This window comes from Lachnospira intestinalis (genome assembly GCF_040095895.1).
GTDB classification, from domain to species: Bacteria; Bacillota; Clostridia; order Lachnospirales; family Lachnospiraceae; genus Lachnospira; species Lachnospira intestinalis.
Genome location: NZ_JBBMFS010000008.1, coordinates 81,525 through 98,366 on the forward strand (window position 1 = coordinate 81,525; position 16,842 = coordinate 98,366).

Genomic DNA, 16,842 nt, shown 5'->3' on the forward strand with positions numbered 1-16,842 from the left:
GCAAAAATCCGATATTTGCTTTTCCTTAATGAATCACCGATACAAAGGTGTTCCATAGTACACTCATATCCGATTTCAGTCCGAATTTTTTCAGGCTTTCCAGATTATATCTCATTTTTGCCGGAAGCACTTCTTCTATATAAACCTTATCTGCGTCTTCTGCATTTGAAAGAAGCCTTTCCTCATCTTTATACGCAATGCTTGTCCTTGAAGTCAGTCCCGCAGGAAGCAGAAGTGTCGCATACATCTCCGGCGTATAGGCATCCACGTATTTTAAAACCTCCGGTCTTGTGCCGACCAGTGTCATATCACCCGCTAAAATGTTAAACAGCTGCGGAAATTCATCAATTCTTAATTTACGAAGCCACCTTCCGACACGCGTAATACGCGCATCATTGCTGACTGTCACCTGCGTACCCATGCGGCTTGCATTGTTGACCATGGTACGGAATTTATATATCCTAAAAATCCTTCCGTACTGGGTTACACGCTCCTGCCTGAAAAATACAGGTCCCGGAGAATCCAGCTTTATCAATACCGCGACAATAAGCATCGGCAGTGCAAGTACGGCAAACATAATGGAAGCCACAATCACATCAAGTATTCGTTTTGCCCTAAACCACGCGCTGCGTTTTACCAGGATGTTGTAATATTTCCGGACCTCTTTTGTCCGCATTTTATCGGGAAGGTTTGTCCACTCTCTTAATTCCATAATCTGTTCCTATTCCGGGCGCCATTTACTGTGAACGGCTGCTGCCACCATTTATTATTTTACAAGGCTGCAAAATGTGTCAATCACATAATCTGCCTGTTCATCCGTCAGGCAGGTATGCAGCGGCAGTGTAATCTCGTTGTGATACATTTCATAGGCATTCGGAAAATCTTCGATATGAAATCCCAGATTTTTATATGCCGTATGCATTGGCAGCGGCTTGAAGTGGACATTGCATGCCACACCGTTTTCCGCCATCCTGGTAATCATATCGTTGCGGTATTCTTCACCTTTTCCTGTAAGGCGCACAAGATAGAGATGTCCGCTTGAAGTTACCGTATCGTCAAAATGGGTAAGTGCCTCTACCGGAAGCTTTGCAAGCCCTTTATTATACCGCTCTATAATCTCTTTCCTTCTTGCAAGAAGCTTCGGATAGCGCGCAAACTGCACCAGTCCGACAGCCGCCATAATATCCGTCATGTTACATTTATAATATGTTCCTATAATATCATATTCCCATGCACCAAGCTTTGTCTTTGCCAGTGCATCCTTGGACTGTCCGTGCAGGCTTAACAGCATCAATTTGTGATACAGCTCTTCGTTATCCACGCCCGGAATATCGCGCCATACAAGCCCGCCGCCCTCTGCGGTCGTTAAGTTCTTTACGGCATGAAATGAAAAGCTTGTAAAATCCGCACACTCGCCGCTCATTTTTCCGTTTCTTTTCGCACCGAAGCCATGTGCCGAATCTGCCAGAATCAAAATGCGTCCCAGTGCTTCCTGTAACGGCGATGCCGGGTGAAACAGTGCTTTTTTACGCTCTGCAAGCGCGCGGATTCTGTCATAATCCACCATAACACCCGCAATATCTACCGGAATAATGGCTTTTGTCTTTTCCGTCACTGCCTGTTCTAACGCATCATAATCCAAATGGAAACTGCCCGGCGCGCAGTCAACCAGCTTAAGCGTTGCCCCCACATGGCAGACAACGCTTGCTGATGCTGTATAAGTATATGCCGGAACAATGACTTCATCGCCCTCTCCGATTCCAAACAGCCGCAGTGTCATTTCAAGACAGGCGGTTGCCGAATTCATGCACACTGCCTTTTGTGTATGGCAGTATGCCGCAATCTCTTTTTCGAACTGTTTTGTCTTTGGTCCTGTTGTAATCCATCCTGACCGCATCACTTCTGCCACTGCCTGAATTTCTTCTTCTGTAATATCCGGAGGTGAAAACGGTATGTTTAATTTCTTCGTCATAGTTCCTCACAATCTGCCGTCTGACGGCGTGGTATCCGTTTTATACTAGCTTATCCGTACAAAACCGGTTTATTCATTAATTTATCCTGTATTCTTCTATGCAGAACGGCGGCTACTGCGCGTCACTGCCTTCCTCCATATCCGGGAACGCATACGTTAAGTTTCCTGCTGCATTGGCAATGGCAACCGTATAGCTGACCGTCTTATATCCGCTCTTGGATAACGTAATCGTCTTACTTCCATAGGATTTATGGAATGAGCATGGCACAAGTCCGATGTAAACACTGTCTACATACAGTGCCGCCCCTTCCGGCGCCGTAATATTTACGGTATAGCCCGAAGTTAAATCCGCTGCTGTCGTTGCTTTATTCGCTGCCGTTGTCGCCGTCTTGGTTGAACTTGCGGCTGTCGTCGTTGCTGATGATGCCGTCATGTCAATCACAACCGTCTGATACGCCTGGCTGACTGCAACCGTTTCAACATACTGCTCGTAGCCGTTTGCGGACAATACCACGCGGTGTTTTCCGTAGGCTAAGGAAACAGGCTGTGAATAATCCGTTTCTACGCCGTCAATCGTCATCACCGCATTTGCCGGTGTAATCGAGAAGTTCACAGCCCCCCGCTGGGTCGCTTTTGTTGTAAATTCACTAAAATCCACTGTCACGGAAGCATCTCTTGCCACTGTCACGGTCTTTGTTCCCGTCAGGCTTCCCTTTTGCAGCTCAACTGTATAAGTTCCTTCCTGTGTTGTTGTAAGCATTCCGCTTGTCACTTCAAATAACTGCTTTGTTCCGATACTTGCATAGCCGCCGATAAATGCATCTACACCCTGAAAGGTAATGTATCCGTGCCCCTTATCAACTGTAATTGAATAAACGGTATCTCCCACACCGCGCAGTGTCACTTCGTCCTGTGCAACAATCTGTGCAATATTAATCTTATTGGCATTTGACAGCACTGCCGCATAGGAAGCGTAAACATAAGAGCTGCCTGCCTGCTTCACTCTCCTTGCACTTTCATCAAACTCAACACCGGTCAGGCTGTTCTTTTCCCATGCATCTGATGAGCCGTGAATCTCAGTCGCTTTTCCGCTCTTATTGCAGGTCACATCATAAATCTGACCCAGCTGCGTCCCTGTTGCCGCAATAATTTTTCCGTATTTGTCCTGAATATCCGTACCACCCGTATACGCTACTTCATATTCTGTTCCTGTGTCTATATCCACAAAGTGCATAATCAGATCGTCTGTATTGACGTACGTAAGCACTCCTGTTAAATCAATCTGATTGGCTTTCTTTGTTTCCATTTCCGTCACTGCCTTTGTCGGTGCCGGCAGAATAGAACTGCCCGGAATCAGTGTCTTATTGCTGCTCTGCTTTCCGCAGCCGGACAATAAAAGCGCCGGAAGCAGGAAAACCGCAAATATTTTTTTTATCGTTTTTTTATTATTCATAAATATCTGTACCCCAATATTCTTTTCGACTGTCATGGGCAATTCTATCACAAGCGGACGGTATATGCAATTATTGCCATCATTTTTTCATATTTTTACAAAAGCGTTTCTAAAAATTTTTGTCTTTTTTCATTCTGCTGCACGACTTTTTCCAGTTTTTCTTTCGTTTTTGGCGGAATCCATGCCTTATTGGAATTAAAATAGTAATTCATGACTTTCCAGAATTTTTCTGGAAATGCAAACAGTGCCGCAAGCAGCGCCCGCTCAGTATCGCTGACCGGCTTGATTTTGTCGTATTCTTCCATCATCTTATAGGCTGTCTGGATATCCCAGTCGTATTTTTCAAGAATTTTACGCATGAACTGATACAAATCACTAATCTGACATTCATTTTTATACTTATCAAAATTAGTAACCGCAGTATTTCCGTTAGAAAATATAATATTGTGATAATTATAGCTGCCATGACATAGCTCACCTGTTTTTTTCGCATAAGAAAGACGCTCCTGAAATTGTGGTCCTGCAAGCAGCTGTACTGCTTTTTCCGCCTCCGAAAAAAAGCTTCCTATATTCTTATATGCAAGCTGCTCAAATTCGGACTTCTTTTTTTTATTTTTCAGGTAATTTCCCGTGAGTTTCAGCTCTTTCATATGGCGTGTATACATCAGGCGCAGCTGGGTTTCTCCTCCCGCTTCAATGCCTGACAAAGCTTTGGCTTTCACATCCTTTTCATTTTGTTCTTCTGTGGTACCGGAAAACTCTCCTGCAACCTCTAAAAGCACAAGGTGCAGCTGTGCCAATGTCTGCACCGCCCTGCACAAATCCTTTAAATCCCGCACATTACACTCTTTTCCTTCATACCAGTCTTTGACATAAAACCGTCTGCCGTCTTCATCCGGTGTCAGAATCTCCCCACTGCTGTTTTGCACATAGGTATCCACCCACAAAAATCCGCTGTCCGCAACACGTCTTGTAATGTCGTTTTCACGCTCATAATATTTATCACTTTTTACACATTCCAGAAATAATTTCACACCGCGGTCCGTATTTAAAATCATACCGCCGCGTCCCCGCAGTACGCGGTTCACTTCAAAATCATACTGTTTCAACACCTCTAGCGATTTCTCATTCATACCATTCCCCACATTCCTGAGCGACCTTGTCGCGAAGATGCGATGAGAAATTCGCGCAGGCGATTTCTCATCTGCAATCATGGCTATTTGTTTTCGCTCAGAAACAAATAGCCGTTTGAAGAAGCTCTGATTTAAGGCTTCTTCAAACTCCGTAGGCATTTTAATGCCGGAGGAACCGCGAGCCATATCTTATTTGGCTCTGCGATAATAACACTTTGCGGCGCCTGCGGCACAAAGTGTCGTGCGAAAATCTTTGATTTATGGATTTTCGCACTTCCCAACTTATCATATGAGGGGTAATGGTAAAAAATGAACACATTTTTAGAGGTCTAAATGTTCTATCATGGCAACCAGCGTTTCCTTCTCATTGAGCTTTGGATTTTCAAGCACAATATGGAGCAGGTCTTTTAACGTCTTTCCAATCTGCGTTCCGGTAAGTCCGTATTCCATAAGGTCATTTCCCGTAATATCCAGGTCTTTGATAGAAATGCAGTCGCCGCGCTTTATAATGTCTTCATACATCCGCTCTACGGTTTCCAGATGCCTGCGCTTTGTCGTCATGCCAATGCCGACCAGCTCCTCTGTCGTGTCTAACAGCGCATGTTGATGTGCAAAAATGAGCGGCATCATCTCTTTTCCATATGTATAAGTTGCCTCACGCACCGCCGGTTCATTTTCCTCTATAGACTTCTGTGTATACAACAGAAGCTTTGATACCGTATTGACCGTGTAATTATCCAGTTTCAGCCGCTTTAACGCCTCTTTTGCCGTATCCGGTCCGGCATGGTAAAACAGCGCCGCATAGCGCAGTACCGACGTATTTTTAGCATGTGTAAGAAGCTTTAACGTCGGATTTTTAAATTTTCCGGACAAAATAACATCCGCCTGCGGCAATACATCACAAAACAGTCCTGTTTCCTGATAAAACCGCACGTAATCCGGGTGTGCGGACAAAAGAGTCTTTACCAGTTCCACCTGTATCCGCTCCATGCTGACTTTTTCAAGTGTCGGTGCCAGTTCTTCTACAGCACGGTATGTTTCTTCTTCAATTTCAAAACCAAGCTGTGCCGAAAAACGGATTGCGCGCATCATGCGCAGTGCATCTTCGCCAAAACGCTCTTTGGGATTGCCGACACAACGGATAACTTTCCTCTGCATATCCTCTATGCCTTCAAATACATCTACCAGCCCCTGCTGTTCATTATATGCCATGGCATTAATCGTAAAATCCCTGCGCTTTAAATCTTCAACCAGATTTGAAGAAAATTCCACGGATTCCGGGTGTCTGCCATCTAAATAAGCGCCGTCAATCCGGTAGGTTGTCACTTCAAATCCCTCTTTTCCCATCATGACCGTTACCGTGCCGTGTTCAATACCCGTATCTATCGTCCTTGGAAAAATTGCCTTGACTTCCTGCGGCTTTGCCGATGTGGTAATGTCCCAGTCATCCGGCGTTCTGCCAAGCAGACTGTCCCTTACACAGCCGCCAACCGCATATGCCTCAAATCCGTGTTTCTGAATCTGTTCTATTATCTGCCGCACTTTTTCCGGCAGTTCCAGCCTGATTTCATTTTTTTCCTGTTGTTCCATTCCTGCTCCCATTTCAATTCCACTTTTCATTTTTGTTTCTGTCTGTCACCGTAATTTTTGAAAATAAATAAAATTATCCGCCTTATACAAGCCATTATGCTGCGTTGCGCCCATAATCACCCGTACAAGACGGATTTATTTAACGTATTTCAACTCTTAGTATGCTTTACCCCAGTAAACCATTTTCTTTGCAGGTCTGCCACAGCATACACATACATCGGAAAGGTGTTCCTGTTCAAATGGCATACATCTTGAAGTTGCCGTTGTTTCTTCTTTAATTTTATCTTCACATGCCTGGTCACCACACCACATTGCCTTTACAAAGCCCGGCTTATTGGCAACAACATCTTTAAATTCGTCGTAATTTGTCGCAACATAGGTATGTGCTTCACGATGTGTTCTTGCACGCTCTAACATTTCAGTCTGCATCTTGTCTAAAATGTTCTTGATTTCTTCTGCAAGTGATTCAATTGCAACCGTTGTCTTTTCTCTGGTATCACGTCTTACGATAATCGCCTGTCCGGCTTCAATATCACGCGGTCCCATTTCAACTCTGACCGGAATACCTCTCATTTCCTGTTCTGAGAACTTCCAGCCCGGCTTCTTGTCGGTGTCGTCTACTTTGACACGCAGACCCGCCTTTACAAGGGCTTCCTTCACTTCATATGCCTTATTAAGCACGCCGTCCTTATTCTGCATAATCGGAATCACGTCAACCTGTACCGGCGCAATCTTTGGCGGAAGCACCAGTCCCGAATCATCGCCGTGTACCATAATCAGCGCACCGATTAATCGTGTTGTCATACCCCATGAAGTCTGATGTACATACTTTAACTTATTGTCTTTGTCTGTATACTGTATACCAAATGCCTTGGCAAATCCGTCACCGAAGTTATGGCTTGTACCGGACTGTAATGCCTTACCGTCATGCATTAATGCTTCAATTGTATACGTTGCTTCTGCACCTGCAAATTTTTCTTTATCCGTCTTACGTCCCTTTACAACCGGAATAGCAAGCACCTGTTCACAGAAATCCGCATAAACATTTAACATCTGCTGTGTTCTTGCCTCAGCTTCTTCTGCTGTCGCATGTGCTGTGTGGCCTTCCTGCCATAAGAATTCCCTTGAACGAAGGAATGGTCTTGTTTCCTTTTCCCATCTTACAACAGAACACCACTGGTTGTATACCTTTGGCAAATCTCTGTAAGACTGGATTTCATCTTTATAAAAATCGCAAAACAGTGTTTCGGAAGTCGGTCTGACACACAGTCTTTCCTGAAGCGGATTTAAGCCGCCGTATGTTACCCATGCAACTTCCGGTGCAAAGCCTTCTACATGGTCTTTTTCACGCTCTAACAGGCTTTCCGGAATGAACATCGGCATATATACATTTTCAACGCCTGTTTCCTTAAATCTTCTGTCCAGTTCCTTCTGGATATTTTCCCAGATTGCATAACCTGCCGGTTTAAAAATCATGCAGCCCTTGACACTGGAATATCCCATCAGTTCTGCTTTTTTTACAACATCTGTATACCACTGGGCAAAGTCCACATCCATGGATGTAATTGCCTCAACTAACTTCTTCTCTTCAGCCATGATTCTCCTCCATTTTCCTCGCAATCGCTAGATAGCTTCAAGTGTACCACGTTCCCCCCGCATTTTCAAGAACACTTGCAAAATATCTTATGAGTGCTTTCATCATACAGTATGACAACGGTCCTAAAATAAATCCCAAAATTCCATACACCATAATGCCCGTAAATATGACCATCAGCATTGTAAAAGGTGCAATGCCCAGCCGGTCGCCCATACATTTTGACTCCATGATTTCGCGGACAAAATACGTCATCACATACACGGACAGCAGTACCGCACCGGCATAGTAATTGCGAAACAGCAGTAAAATAACCGCCCACGGAATCAGTACCGTCCCCGTGCCAAAAAACGGCAGTGCATCCACCAGTCCGATTAAAATGCCAATCACAACCGCATACGGATTGTGAATAAGCAGCAATCCCGCAATACAGATTCCGGCATTAATAAGCATAATGATAAGTTCTATTTTAAAATAAACCTGTATCAGTTTTTTGAGTTCCAGTGTCAGCGCACAGACTTCCTCCCTGAAAATGCTGTTTTCCCGCCATTTTCTTACCTTTTCAAGCACACCGGATAAATACACTACGGAAATCAGGCACACAATGACTGCACCTGCAATAACCGCCGTGTTTACAAGAATCGGAAAGGAAATCCGCAGCACACTGCTAACAACTTCTTCCGGATGTCCGTTTTGGAAAATGCGCCGGATTCTGTCTGCACAGCTGCATACAAATTCCAGGCTGCATCCGTCCGAAAGCCCTAACATTCCATCAACATCCAGACAAATCCCCGCGGTTTTCTGCCGTACCATAATAAATAAATATTCAAAATTAGCAATAAAACTCTTAATTTCTGCCACACCCAGCCATGTAATATAAAAAACCGCCGCCGCAATGATAATGGTCAGCCCTGTTACAATCAAAGTCGATGCCAGCGTCTTTTTCCCTCTGAACACCTTTGCCAGCGCATTGACCGGTTTTTCAATCACCAGTGCAATACCATAAGCAATAATAAACGGAGATGCCAGTACAAAAAGATACCGCACCGCCAGATATACCAAAAAAACAATGACACCGCTTCCCAAAAGCAATACCATCCGCCGCCTAAACGTCCATACTGATTCTTTATTATTCATACTCCCTCGATTCTGAGCAGCTTTGCTGCGAAGTGGCGATGAGAAATTCGCGCAGGCGATTTCTCATCTGCCATCAAGGTTGTTTGTTTTCATCTGAAAATAAACAACCGTATGAAAAATAATCGCATCAGCATTATTTTTCATACTCCCTCGATTTCCGCAGGCATTTTTATGCCGCTTTTATGAGAACAGTATTTCCGTTTTTTTTAGAATTTAAACCTGCCACGGCAGTGCAAGTTCATAAGTCTTTTTGTCTACGGTCAGTGCATACGCACACAACGCAATTTCATACCGCTGTATCAGCGGTTTTCCGCTTTTTTGTAAAGCCATCCGGCAGTCTGCTTCTGTCTGGCCGCCGTACCGGGTATCTCCCAGTAACGGCAGTCCGCGGGAAGCAAACTGCACCCGTATCTGGTGATGTCTTCCGGTAATCAGATGAATTTTTACAAGTGTAACCGGCATCTGTTCATGCGCTTGTACATACACGGTTTTTAGTACTTCATATTCTAACTCTGCCCGCTTTGCTTCTTTGCTTTCCTTTGAAACAACTTTGGACAGATTCGCTTTCGCATCTTTTTGCAGATAATCCACAAACGTTCCCTTTGACTGCTCCGGTTTTCCACAAATCAACGCATAATACTGTTTATTCAGTGTATTTTGCTGCATTTCCTTTGACAGCCGCGCCGCCGCCTGCTTTGTCTTTGCAAACAGCACCAGCCCGCCAACCGGTCTGTCCAGCCGGTTAATAACTGCCGCATATGCTGTTTCTTTTTTGCTCCTTCTGTAGGTCAGCACTTCACTGACAAGGTCTGTATCAAAGGAACGCGCCGACTGGGTCAATACCCCTGCCGGTTTTTCTACAATTAATTTTTCCGTATCTTCATAGATAATTTTCACGTTTTTTCCTTTCTACTACTAATGTGCTTTTTCCCAGTATTTGTTCCTGTAATTCCGATTATTATTTCCTTATTGACGAATATTGTGTAATCCTCTACAATAGCATATATACTCTTACTAAAATTAAAGGAGATTTTCTCATGAACAATTATAATAATAATCCAATGCCTCCAAATCAGTCCTGCCCTTCCTTTAGTCTGTGGCTGGCACTAAGCATTGTATGTCTGCTTCTTGCCAATAAAATCTGCGGCATCGTTGCCATTGTATACATTGTTTTTGCAAACACCGCTTATATGCAGGGCAATTATGAAAAATATGAATCTAATTTTAAGACTGTAAAAATTGCTTTACTAATCGGTGTTATTCTCGGCATTATCAAAATTATATTCCGTCTCTTCTTCGGAATGGTAAGCATACTTTTTCTTTAATCAGACAGGGAGTTATTCAGGAATTGCTGAACCGCTCCCTGTTTTTATGATTTTCTACTTTAATAATTCCGCACGAATCCGCGCAATAATTTTATCGCTCTCCAATTCTAATACATCATTTACCACCGAATTTACGCCTCCATCGATTAAATTGACACTTTCCCCTCCAATATAGTATCATACAATTTACCAATTTAACAAAAACATTTATAAAACAACCACAGAAATGAGAACCATTATGAAGATAAAACATTTTGATACTTTACCTGAAGACGCCATTTTTATCCGGAAAGAAGTTTTTGTAAAAGAACAGGGATTTAAAAACGAATTTGACGAGAAAGATAACGAAGCGCATTTTCTTGTCGGATACGAAAATGACAATCCAATTGCAACTTGCAGAATTTTTTTTGATACAGTAAAAAATATCTATATCTTTGGAAGAATCGCCGTTTTAAAGCCTTACCGCGGCATGGGGCTGGGTTCTTTGCTCTTAACAGAAGCACAGTCCTATGTCACTGCTAAAAATGCCAAAAAAATCGGCATTTCTGCGCAGGTGCGCGCCGCAGGCTTTTATGAAACACTGGGCTTTGTCCGTCAGGGTGAAGAATACCTGGACGAAAACTGCCCGCATATTTATATGGAAAAAAAACTGTAATTTTTATACTATCTTTATACCAATATGATGCACTGCGGCTTCCATTACTGGAATTAGTGTCCGAATCCGCGCCGGACAACGCATAGACTTTGATGCACATGGAAGCTGCCATTGCGCCAGATTGGGAAGCTGCTCACTGATACAGTCTGCAATCATTGCCGCATACAGATATGACCCCAGACGGTTCTGATGTGTGTTATCCACTGTAAAATTCCCCTTTTCCCAATATACATCATAATCCTCCACCCATTTCTTTGGTCTGCCGTACCGTGCTTCCCCAATCGTTACGCCCTCTTTATCTTTAATGCTTTGAAGACTTTTTGCCGCCATTTCTCCAAGCTGCTCCAGCAACTCCAGACTTCTTTGAAACAAATCCAATACAACAACATTTTCCTGTCTTCCAAGCTGCCTGATTGCCCTCACATAAGGAAATGCGCCAAATGCATCCTCTCCACCATGCTGTCCTGCAACTGCCGCAATTTTTCCATTTTTATAATACTGACGCGGCGGTGGTGTTACTAATACCGGAACTGCTCCACGTTCCCTTATTTTATCAATATAAAATTTCAAATAGCCTTTATAAGTTGCACCACAGTCATACGACCAGTATTTTTCACCGTACTGCAAAATCAGTTCCCGGTACTTTCTTTCATAAACAGCTATTTCCTGCTCTGTCATTCCGTTTTTTCTCAGCAGTGCAGCATATTCCGACGGAAGTTGTCCGGTTGACACCTTCATCTGTTCATCAGGCACGACTGTCGGATAAATTCCATGACTATCCGGCTTTCCAAGCGGTGTCATCCTGTCTACATAGGTGCCGTATCCTTTGCTCTCATCATCATTATGACAAAACTGCATCAGAACATAATCCCCGGGGCAAATCCTGTCATATGCCGGTCCCATGCCATACGGAAATTCATCCTTTGAAAATATTCCATAATTCATAAACCTGCCCTCGTTTAGAAAACTCCGGCTGCTCCTGCCGCCTTCTGCATAAACAAGCACCGGTACTTCCTTTTTAAAAAAACTGTCTAAATGGTCGCCCCAGCCGCCAATAAAATTGTTCTCATCACTGCCATACGCCGTTACAATTGAATCTCCCAATACATGAATCTGCATGCTATTTTCCCCTTTTCACCATACTCTGACTGATTTTTACGTCAACTCGATTTTTAACTCTGCTAAAATCTGCTTTTATATTCATCGTACTTGTCCGTAAATGTTTACAAATATAATAGCACATTGATATTTTATTATCAATGTTCCACTTTACTAAAAAAATTACAGCCCATAAAGAGCTGTAACTTTCATCATTTTGCAAAATATTCACTAAACTGTTCATAAATAGTATCAATATTTTCGGAATAGCGTTCCATGTGCTGCCTTGCCACCTGCCCTGCAAGTCCTGTATCCTTCTTTTCTATGGCTTCCACTAGATTTTTGTGATCCGATAAAATACTGTCCGTTGGTCTGCACTGGAAACTCAGCACGGTTGTCCTGTCAAAATGCGGCGAAATACTTTCCACCAGTTCGTGCCAGTAAGTTCTGCCGCACATCTCATACACCATGGCATGAAACGATTGATCCAGCTGTAAAATTTTCTCGTAATCGCCCCGCTGCATATACATTTCCCAGACCGCAACATTTTCCCAGAGCCGGTCAATATCTTTTTTTGTCAGCATAGAGCATGCCATCACCGCAAGCTCCGCTTCCAGAACGCTTCTTAAATGGCGCACTTCCTCTACCAGTTCCTTATCAATAAACGATACAAATGTGCCAATCTTCGGACGGACAACGATTAATTTCCGCTGTGCCAGTTCCAGTTCCGCTTCCCGAAACGGTGTGCGGCTGACCCCGAAGCGCTCACACAATGCCGGTTCACATAACTTTTCTCCCGGCTTTAACTTTATATTTATAATGTCATGAATCAGCTCCTGTACCACATAGTCTTTCGCTGACCCCTGTCGCCTGCTGTCCAACTGCACACCCCATTTCCCGCTGATTTGCTGTCATTTACGCAAGTACCCGATCCAGTACCTTAAAGTAATCTTCAAAGGTCTTTCGGCAGCACTCACAGTTATCAATCACAATTCCTTCCGCACGAATACCGAGCAGTGCAAATGCCATTGCCATACGGTGGTCATCATATGTACTGACAATTCCAGGCTTTACCGTTCCCGGATAAATTAAAATTGCAGATTCTTCTTCTTTTACTTCAATGCCAAGCCGTGTAAGCTCCGTTACAATGGCATGGATTCTGTCAGACTCCTGTAAACGGATATGTCCGATGTTGCGGATATACGTCGGTGTCTGGGCAAACGGTGCCAGCGCCGCCAGTGTCATGGTCTGGTCTGAAAAATCATTCATATCAATGTCCACTCCACTGTATACACCGTCTTTTGGTCCTGTCACACAGATGCCTTCTCGTTCTTCCGTAACGGCACATCCCATCTGTTTTAAAACGTCAATAAATTTCATATCACCCTGCATGGAGGTTGAATGCACATTTTTTACAATAACGTGTCCGCCTGTCAGCGCCGCTGCTGCATAAAAATAGCATGCCGCCGATACGTCCGGCTCAATCTGATATGTTCCCGGCATATACCGCTCTGCCGGTGCAATCGCATATAAACTGCCTTCATGAACTACGTTACAGCCAAACTGGTGCATCATCTTCGTTGTAATGCGGATATACGAGCCGTCTGTTTTTCTACTGGTAATGTGAATCTTTAAACCATTTTCAAGCATCGGCGCAACCATAAGCAATGCACTTAAAAACTGTGTACTTTCGCTGATATCTACCTGTACCTTATCGGCAGGCTTTTTTCCGCCAAATGCCGCACCCTTAACCTGTACCGGAAGATGTCCCGGTTTTTCTAAAAATGTAAATTCCGCCCCCATCGAGGTCAGCGCCTCAAACAGCGGCCGCATCGGACGTTTTTTCATCTGTTCTGATGCCTGAATGGTATATGCCCCATCGGAAAGTGCCAGCATTGCCGTTAAAAATCTTGCTGCCGTACCCGCACTTCCTACATCAATCGCTGCTTCCTTCTTCGGAATCTGTCTGCCTTTTCCGTGAATCAGCACATACTTATCCACCTCATTGACTTCAATGACATATCCAAGGGCAATTAAACTTGTCAAAAAATGTCTTGAATCATCGCTGAATAACACGCTATGAAGCGTACACTCCCCATCTGAAAGCGCCGCCATTAACAGTGCCCTGTTTGTGATACTCTTAGACCCCGGTACTTCAACCGTACAGTTCAGCGGGTGATGAACTGTTTTTACCTTATACTGTGACATTTTCTTCTCCTGCTTTTATCTATATTCGCCTATCTCGGCTGTTTTCCTTCATTTCGATCCTGCATTGTGCAGTATGGTCTGTGATGTCCCACATACTTATATGCCGGACGGATAATCTTTCCTGCATTAACAAGTTCTTCCAGGCGGTGTGCACACCATCCTGAAATTCTTGCAATCGCAAAAATCGGAGTAAATAATTCTTCCGGGATTCCCAGCATACTGTATACAAATCCGCTGTAGAAATCGACATTTGCACAAACCGGCTTAAACAGCTTTCTCTTGTGCATAATCAGTTCCCCGGCTTCCTTTTCTACCAGTTCATACAGTGCAAATTCTCTCTGCATGCCCTTTTCCTCTGACAGGCGCTTTGCAAATCTCTTTAAAATCACTTCACGCGGGTCAGAATTGGTATAAACAGCATGTCCCATACCGTAAATCAGTCCTGCCTTGTCAAAGGCTTCCTTATCAAGAATTTTGTTAAGATATGCACAGACTTCCTCTCTGTCTTCCCAATCCTTGCAGTTTGCTTCGATGTCTGCAAACATTTTCTGTACCTTTAAGTTGGCACCGCCGTGCTTTGGTCCTTTTAAAGATGCAATTGATGCAGAAATCGCAGAATACGTATCCGTACCGGAAGATGTAACAACGTGTGTTGTAAATGTAGAGTTGTTACCGCCGCCGTGCTCTGCATGAAGTACCAGACAGATGTCGAGTACCTTGGCTTCAAGTTCGCTGAACTGTCCGTCATCTCTTAACATATATAAAATATTTTCCGCTGTGGAATAGCCCTTTTTCGGATTCTTAATCATCAGTGTGCCGTCCAGCTTGTAATGTCTGTATGCCTGATATGCATAAACCGCAAGCAGCGGCATTTTTGCAATCAGCTGTAATGACTGGCGCAGGACATTCGGCACGGAAATATCGTCCGGATTTTCATCGTAAGAATACAGGCTTAAAATACTTTTCATCAGGGAATTCATCAGATTCGCACTGGTTGCCTTCATGATAACATCACGGATAAACGCACCAGAAAGTTCCTGTAAATCCGTAAGGATTCTAAGAAAGCTTTCAAACTGCTTATCATCCGGCAGCGAACCGAATAACAGCAGATACGTCACTTCCTCAAAACGGAAACGGTCTCTGGATGAACCCTTGATAATATCTTCCACATTGTATCCCTGGAAATATAATTCACCGTCCACCGGAATCTTTCGTCCGTTCACACTATGACATCCGCAGACGTCGGAAATCTCTGTCAGACCGGTAAGCACACCGTTACCGTTACTGTCACGCAGACCTCTCTTAACGTCGTATTCAATATACAAATTGGAATCAATTGAACCGGAGCGGGTACATTCAGATACCAACTGTTCAAACTCACTCTTTTCTACGGTTGTCAATTCCATCATCTGCTGATTATTCATATTGCTTCCTCCTTTTTTCCCCGTTGTCTTTTCTCATTTTCAAAAAAGTCTTCAATGTATTATGCAACATTTACTTTTCTTTGTCAATTCGCTACAGCATTAAAGCACATGAAATACCGCACGTTTCCGGACAACATCTGCACCGAAAAAGTTCAGATATGTATTCATCGTTATTTCCTGCACTTTTGTATCTTCACAATGCGCTCCCGCATACATAATGCGGTATTCATTGTCATAAAAATTGCATGTCACACCGCTTAACTGCATGCCGTTTTTCTGATAAAATGCAATGCGGCGGTGCATCAGTACCTTTTTATCTTCCCTCGTTTCATAATCCGGGTTTTCCACTTCCAGAATCAGCTGTTTTTGCTGTTCTATGCACATTGCCTGTAATTTCTTTAAAAACAGTGAACCGTAACCGGCACTCCGCAGCCCCCGGACAATCGCAAAATAGTCCAGCAGTGCAATCGGCTGTGTGCTGTTTTTGATAAAATACGCATAACCCTTTAACGTATCCTTCTCAAACAGCCCGTATGCCTCATACTGTCCCTTTTTTCTGCCCTCTAACATATGTGCCAGCGGCTTTACCTCCCCCGCCGGAAAATCCTCAACCAGATGACTTTGATAAATTTCTGTCATTTCCTGTTCGGTCAGTTCACGCATATATACTTTTTCTGTCATGCTAATACTCATCTCCATTTTCCTCTTTTTTCAGTCCCGCAACCGCCGTCAGCAGTTCCTTAAAATTAATGTCCGTTCCTTCCACAAAACTGTTCTTGTCTAAAATCAGGCACTCCTCCAGCCCCATGTATACAAAAAAGCTGTCTAAATCTTCTACCCATTTTAACATGCGTTCCCATTCAAAAAATTCATTGTCGCCTTCCTCATCAGTCATGCGGATTCCTTCACTGTCTGCCTCGTAAGTAAACGTAATTCCTATCATATTGCCGTAAATGCGGTAATACTTTTTATAATTGCTTTTATCCATGCCGTACATGCCGATATACAAAAAGACTGCTCCCACAATGCCGTATAACACCATCATGACCGGCTGGCGCTCACTGCTTCCAAGCATTTCAAATATGAGATAGCGCACAAACATCATGCCGAATAACAGTCCGAAAAAATTGTACATCAGCTTAAACTTTTTATAGCGGTCATTGTCGAAATTTGCCGCGCGCATGACTGCCTGAATATGCTCCTTTTTCATTTTTGTCTGATTCTTTATTACCATATACTTATACCCCTTTATC

Annotated in this window: 16 protein-coding genes; 2 read left to right on the top strand and 14 right to left on the bottom strand. The window is 43.6% G+C overall.

Annotated elements, in window-relative coordinates:
- Positions 1-25 precede the first annotated feature (25 nt).
- The 8 genes from WMO37_RS10130 to WMO37_RS10165 all read right to left on the bottom strand — a co-directional run bounded on the left by WMO37_RS10130 (position 26) and on the right by WMO37_RS10165 (position 9,776).
- Entirely contained in the window at positions 26-712 is a 687-nt protein-coding gene (locus WMO37_RS10130; RefSeq protein WP_022433146.1) for a sugar transferase, read from the bottom strand.
- 54 nt (positions 713-766) lie between these two features.
- Positions 767-1,972: a DegT/DnrJ/EryC1/StrS family aminotransferase gene (locus WMO37_RS10135; RefSeq protein ID WP_349154941.1), complete on the bottom strand. Its 1,206-nt coding sequence runs from the start codon at positions 1,970-1,972 to the stop codon at positions 767-769.
- Positions 1,973-2,084: 112 nt separating this feature from the next.
- The gene (locus WMO37_RS10140) at positions 2,085-3,425 is read right to left on the bottom strand and encodes a PEGA domain-containing protein (protein WP_349154942.1); all 1,341 of its coding nucleotides are present in this window, start codon (positions 3,423-3,425) and stop codon (positions 2,085-2,087) included.
- A gap of 95 nt (positions 3,426-3,520) precedes the next feature.
- Positions 3,521-4,558: a YutH/CotS family kinase-like spore coat protein gene (locus tag WMO37_RS10145; RefSeq protein ID WP_022433149.1), complete on the bottom strand. Its 1,038-nt coding sequence runs from the start codon at positions 4,556-4,558 to the stop codon at positions 3,521-3,523.
- A gap of 321 nt (positions 4,559-4,879) precedes the next feature.
- Positions 4,880-6,124, bottom strand: a complete 1,245-nt coding sequence (locus WMO37_RS10150) for a CCA tRNA nucleotidyltransferase (protein ID WP_436970287.1) — start codon at positions 6,122-6,124, stop codon at positions 4,880-4,882.
- A gap of 180 nt (positions 6,125-6,304) precedes the next feature.
- Entirely contained in the window at positions 6,305-7,744 is a 1,440-nt protein-coding gene (gene proS, locus WMO37_RS10155) for a proline--tRNA ligase (RefSeq protein ID WP_022433151.1), read from the bottom strand.
- Between the two features lie 37 nt (positions 7,745-7,781).
- The gene (locus WMO37_RS10160; protein ID WP_349154943.1) at positions 7,782-8,879 is read right to left on the bottom strand and encodes an AI-2E family transporter; all 1,098 of its coding nucleotides are present in this window, start codon (positions 8,877-8,879) and stop codon (positions 7,782-7,784) included.
- A gap of 213 nt (positions 8,880-9,092) precedes the next feature.
- Entirely contained in the window at positions 9,093-9,776 is a 684-nt protein-coding gene (locus WMO37_RS10165; RefSeq protein ID WP_349154944.1) for an RluA family pseudouridine synthase, read from the bottom strand.
- 140 nt (positions 9,777-9,916) lie between these two features.
- On the opposite strand from WMO37_RS10165, the gene WMO37_RS10170 reads away from it, so the two are divergent.
- Both WMO37_RS10170 and WMO37_RS10175 read left to right on the top strand, forming a co-directional pair.
- Entirely contained in the window at positions 9,917-10,204 is a 288-nt protein-coding gene (locus tag WMO37_RS10170; protein WP_349154945.1) for a CD225/dispanin family protein, read from the top strand.
- 238 nt (positions 10,205-10,442) lie between these two features.
- Positions 10,443-10,859 (top strand): GNAT family N-acetyltransferase, encoded by a 417-nt coding sequence (locus WMO37_RS10175; RefSeq protein WP_349154946.1) that lies wholly within the window; start codon positions 10,443-10,445, stop codon positions 10,857-10,859.
- Positions 10,860-10,862: 3 nt separating this feature from the next.
- On the opposite strand, the gene WMO37_RS10180 is transcribed toward WMO37_RS10175, so the two are convergent.
- The 6 genes from WMO37_RS10180 to WMO37_RS10205 all read right to left on the bottom strand — a co-directional run bounded on the left by WMO37_RS10180 (position 10,863) and on the right by WMO37_RS10205 (position 16,823).
- Complete coding sequence (locus tag WMO37_RS10180; protein WP_349154947.1) at positions 10,863-11,978, bottom strand: SGNH/GDSL hydrolase family protein; 1,116 nt, start codon at positions 11,976-11,978, stop codon at positions 10,863-10,865.
- A 191-nt stretch (positions 11,979-12,169) separates the two neighbouring features.
- On the bottom strand, positions 12,170-12,838 hold the full coding sequence (locus tag WMO37_RS10185; RefSeq protein ID WP_349154948.1) for a GntR family transcriptional regulator: 669 nt from the start codon (positions 12,836-12,838) through the stop codon (positions 12,170-12,172).
- 34 nt (positions 12,839-12,872) lie between these two features.
- Complete coding sequence (gene aroA / locus WMO37_RS10190) at positions 12,873-14,165, bottom strand: 3-phosphoshikimate 1-carboxyvinyltransferase (protein ID WP_349154949.1); 1,293 nt, start codon at positions 14,163-14,165, stop codon at positions 12,873-12,875.
- A gap of 29 nt (positions 14,166-14,194) precedes the next feature.
- On the bottom strand, positions 14,195-15,589 hold the full coding sequence (locus tag WMO37_RS10195) for a citrate/2-methylcitrate synthase (protein ID WP_022433161.1): 1,395 nt from the start codon (positions 15,587-15,589) through the stop codon (positions 14,195-14,197).
- 99 nt (positions 15,590-15,688) lie between these two features.
- Complete coding sequence (locus WMO37_RS10200) at positions 15,689-16,270, bottom strand: N-acetyltransferase (RefSeq protein WP_349154950.1); 582 nt, start codon at positions 16,268-16,270, stop codon at positions 15,689-15,691.
- Position 16,271: 1 nt separating this feature from the next.
- Complete coding sequence (locus WMO37_RS10205; RefSeq protein WP_349154951.1) at positions 16,272-16,823, bottom strand: YcxB family protein; 552 nt, start codon at positions 16,821-16,823, stop codon at positions 16,272-16,274.
- Positions 16,824-16,842: the final 19 nt, after the last annotated feature.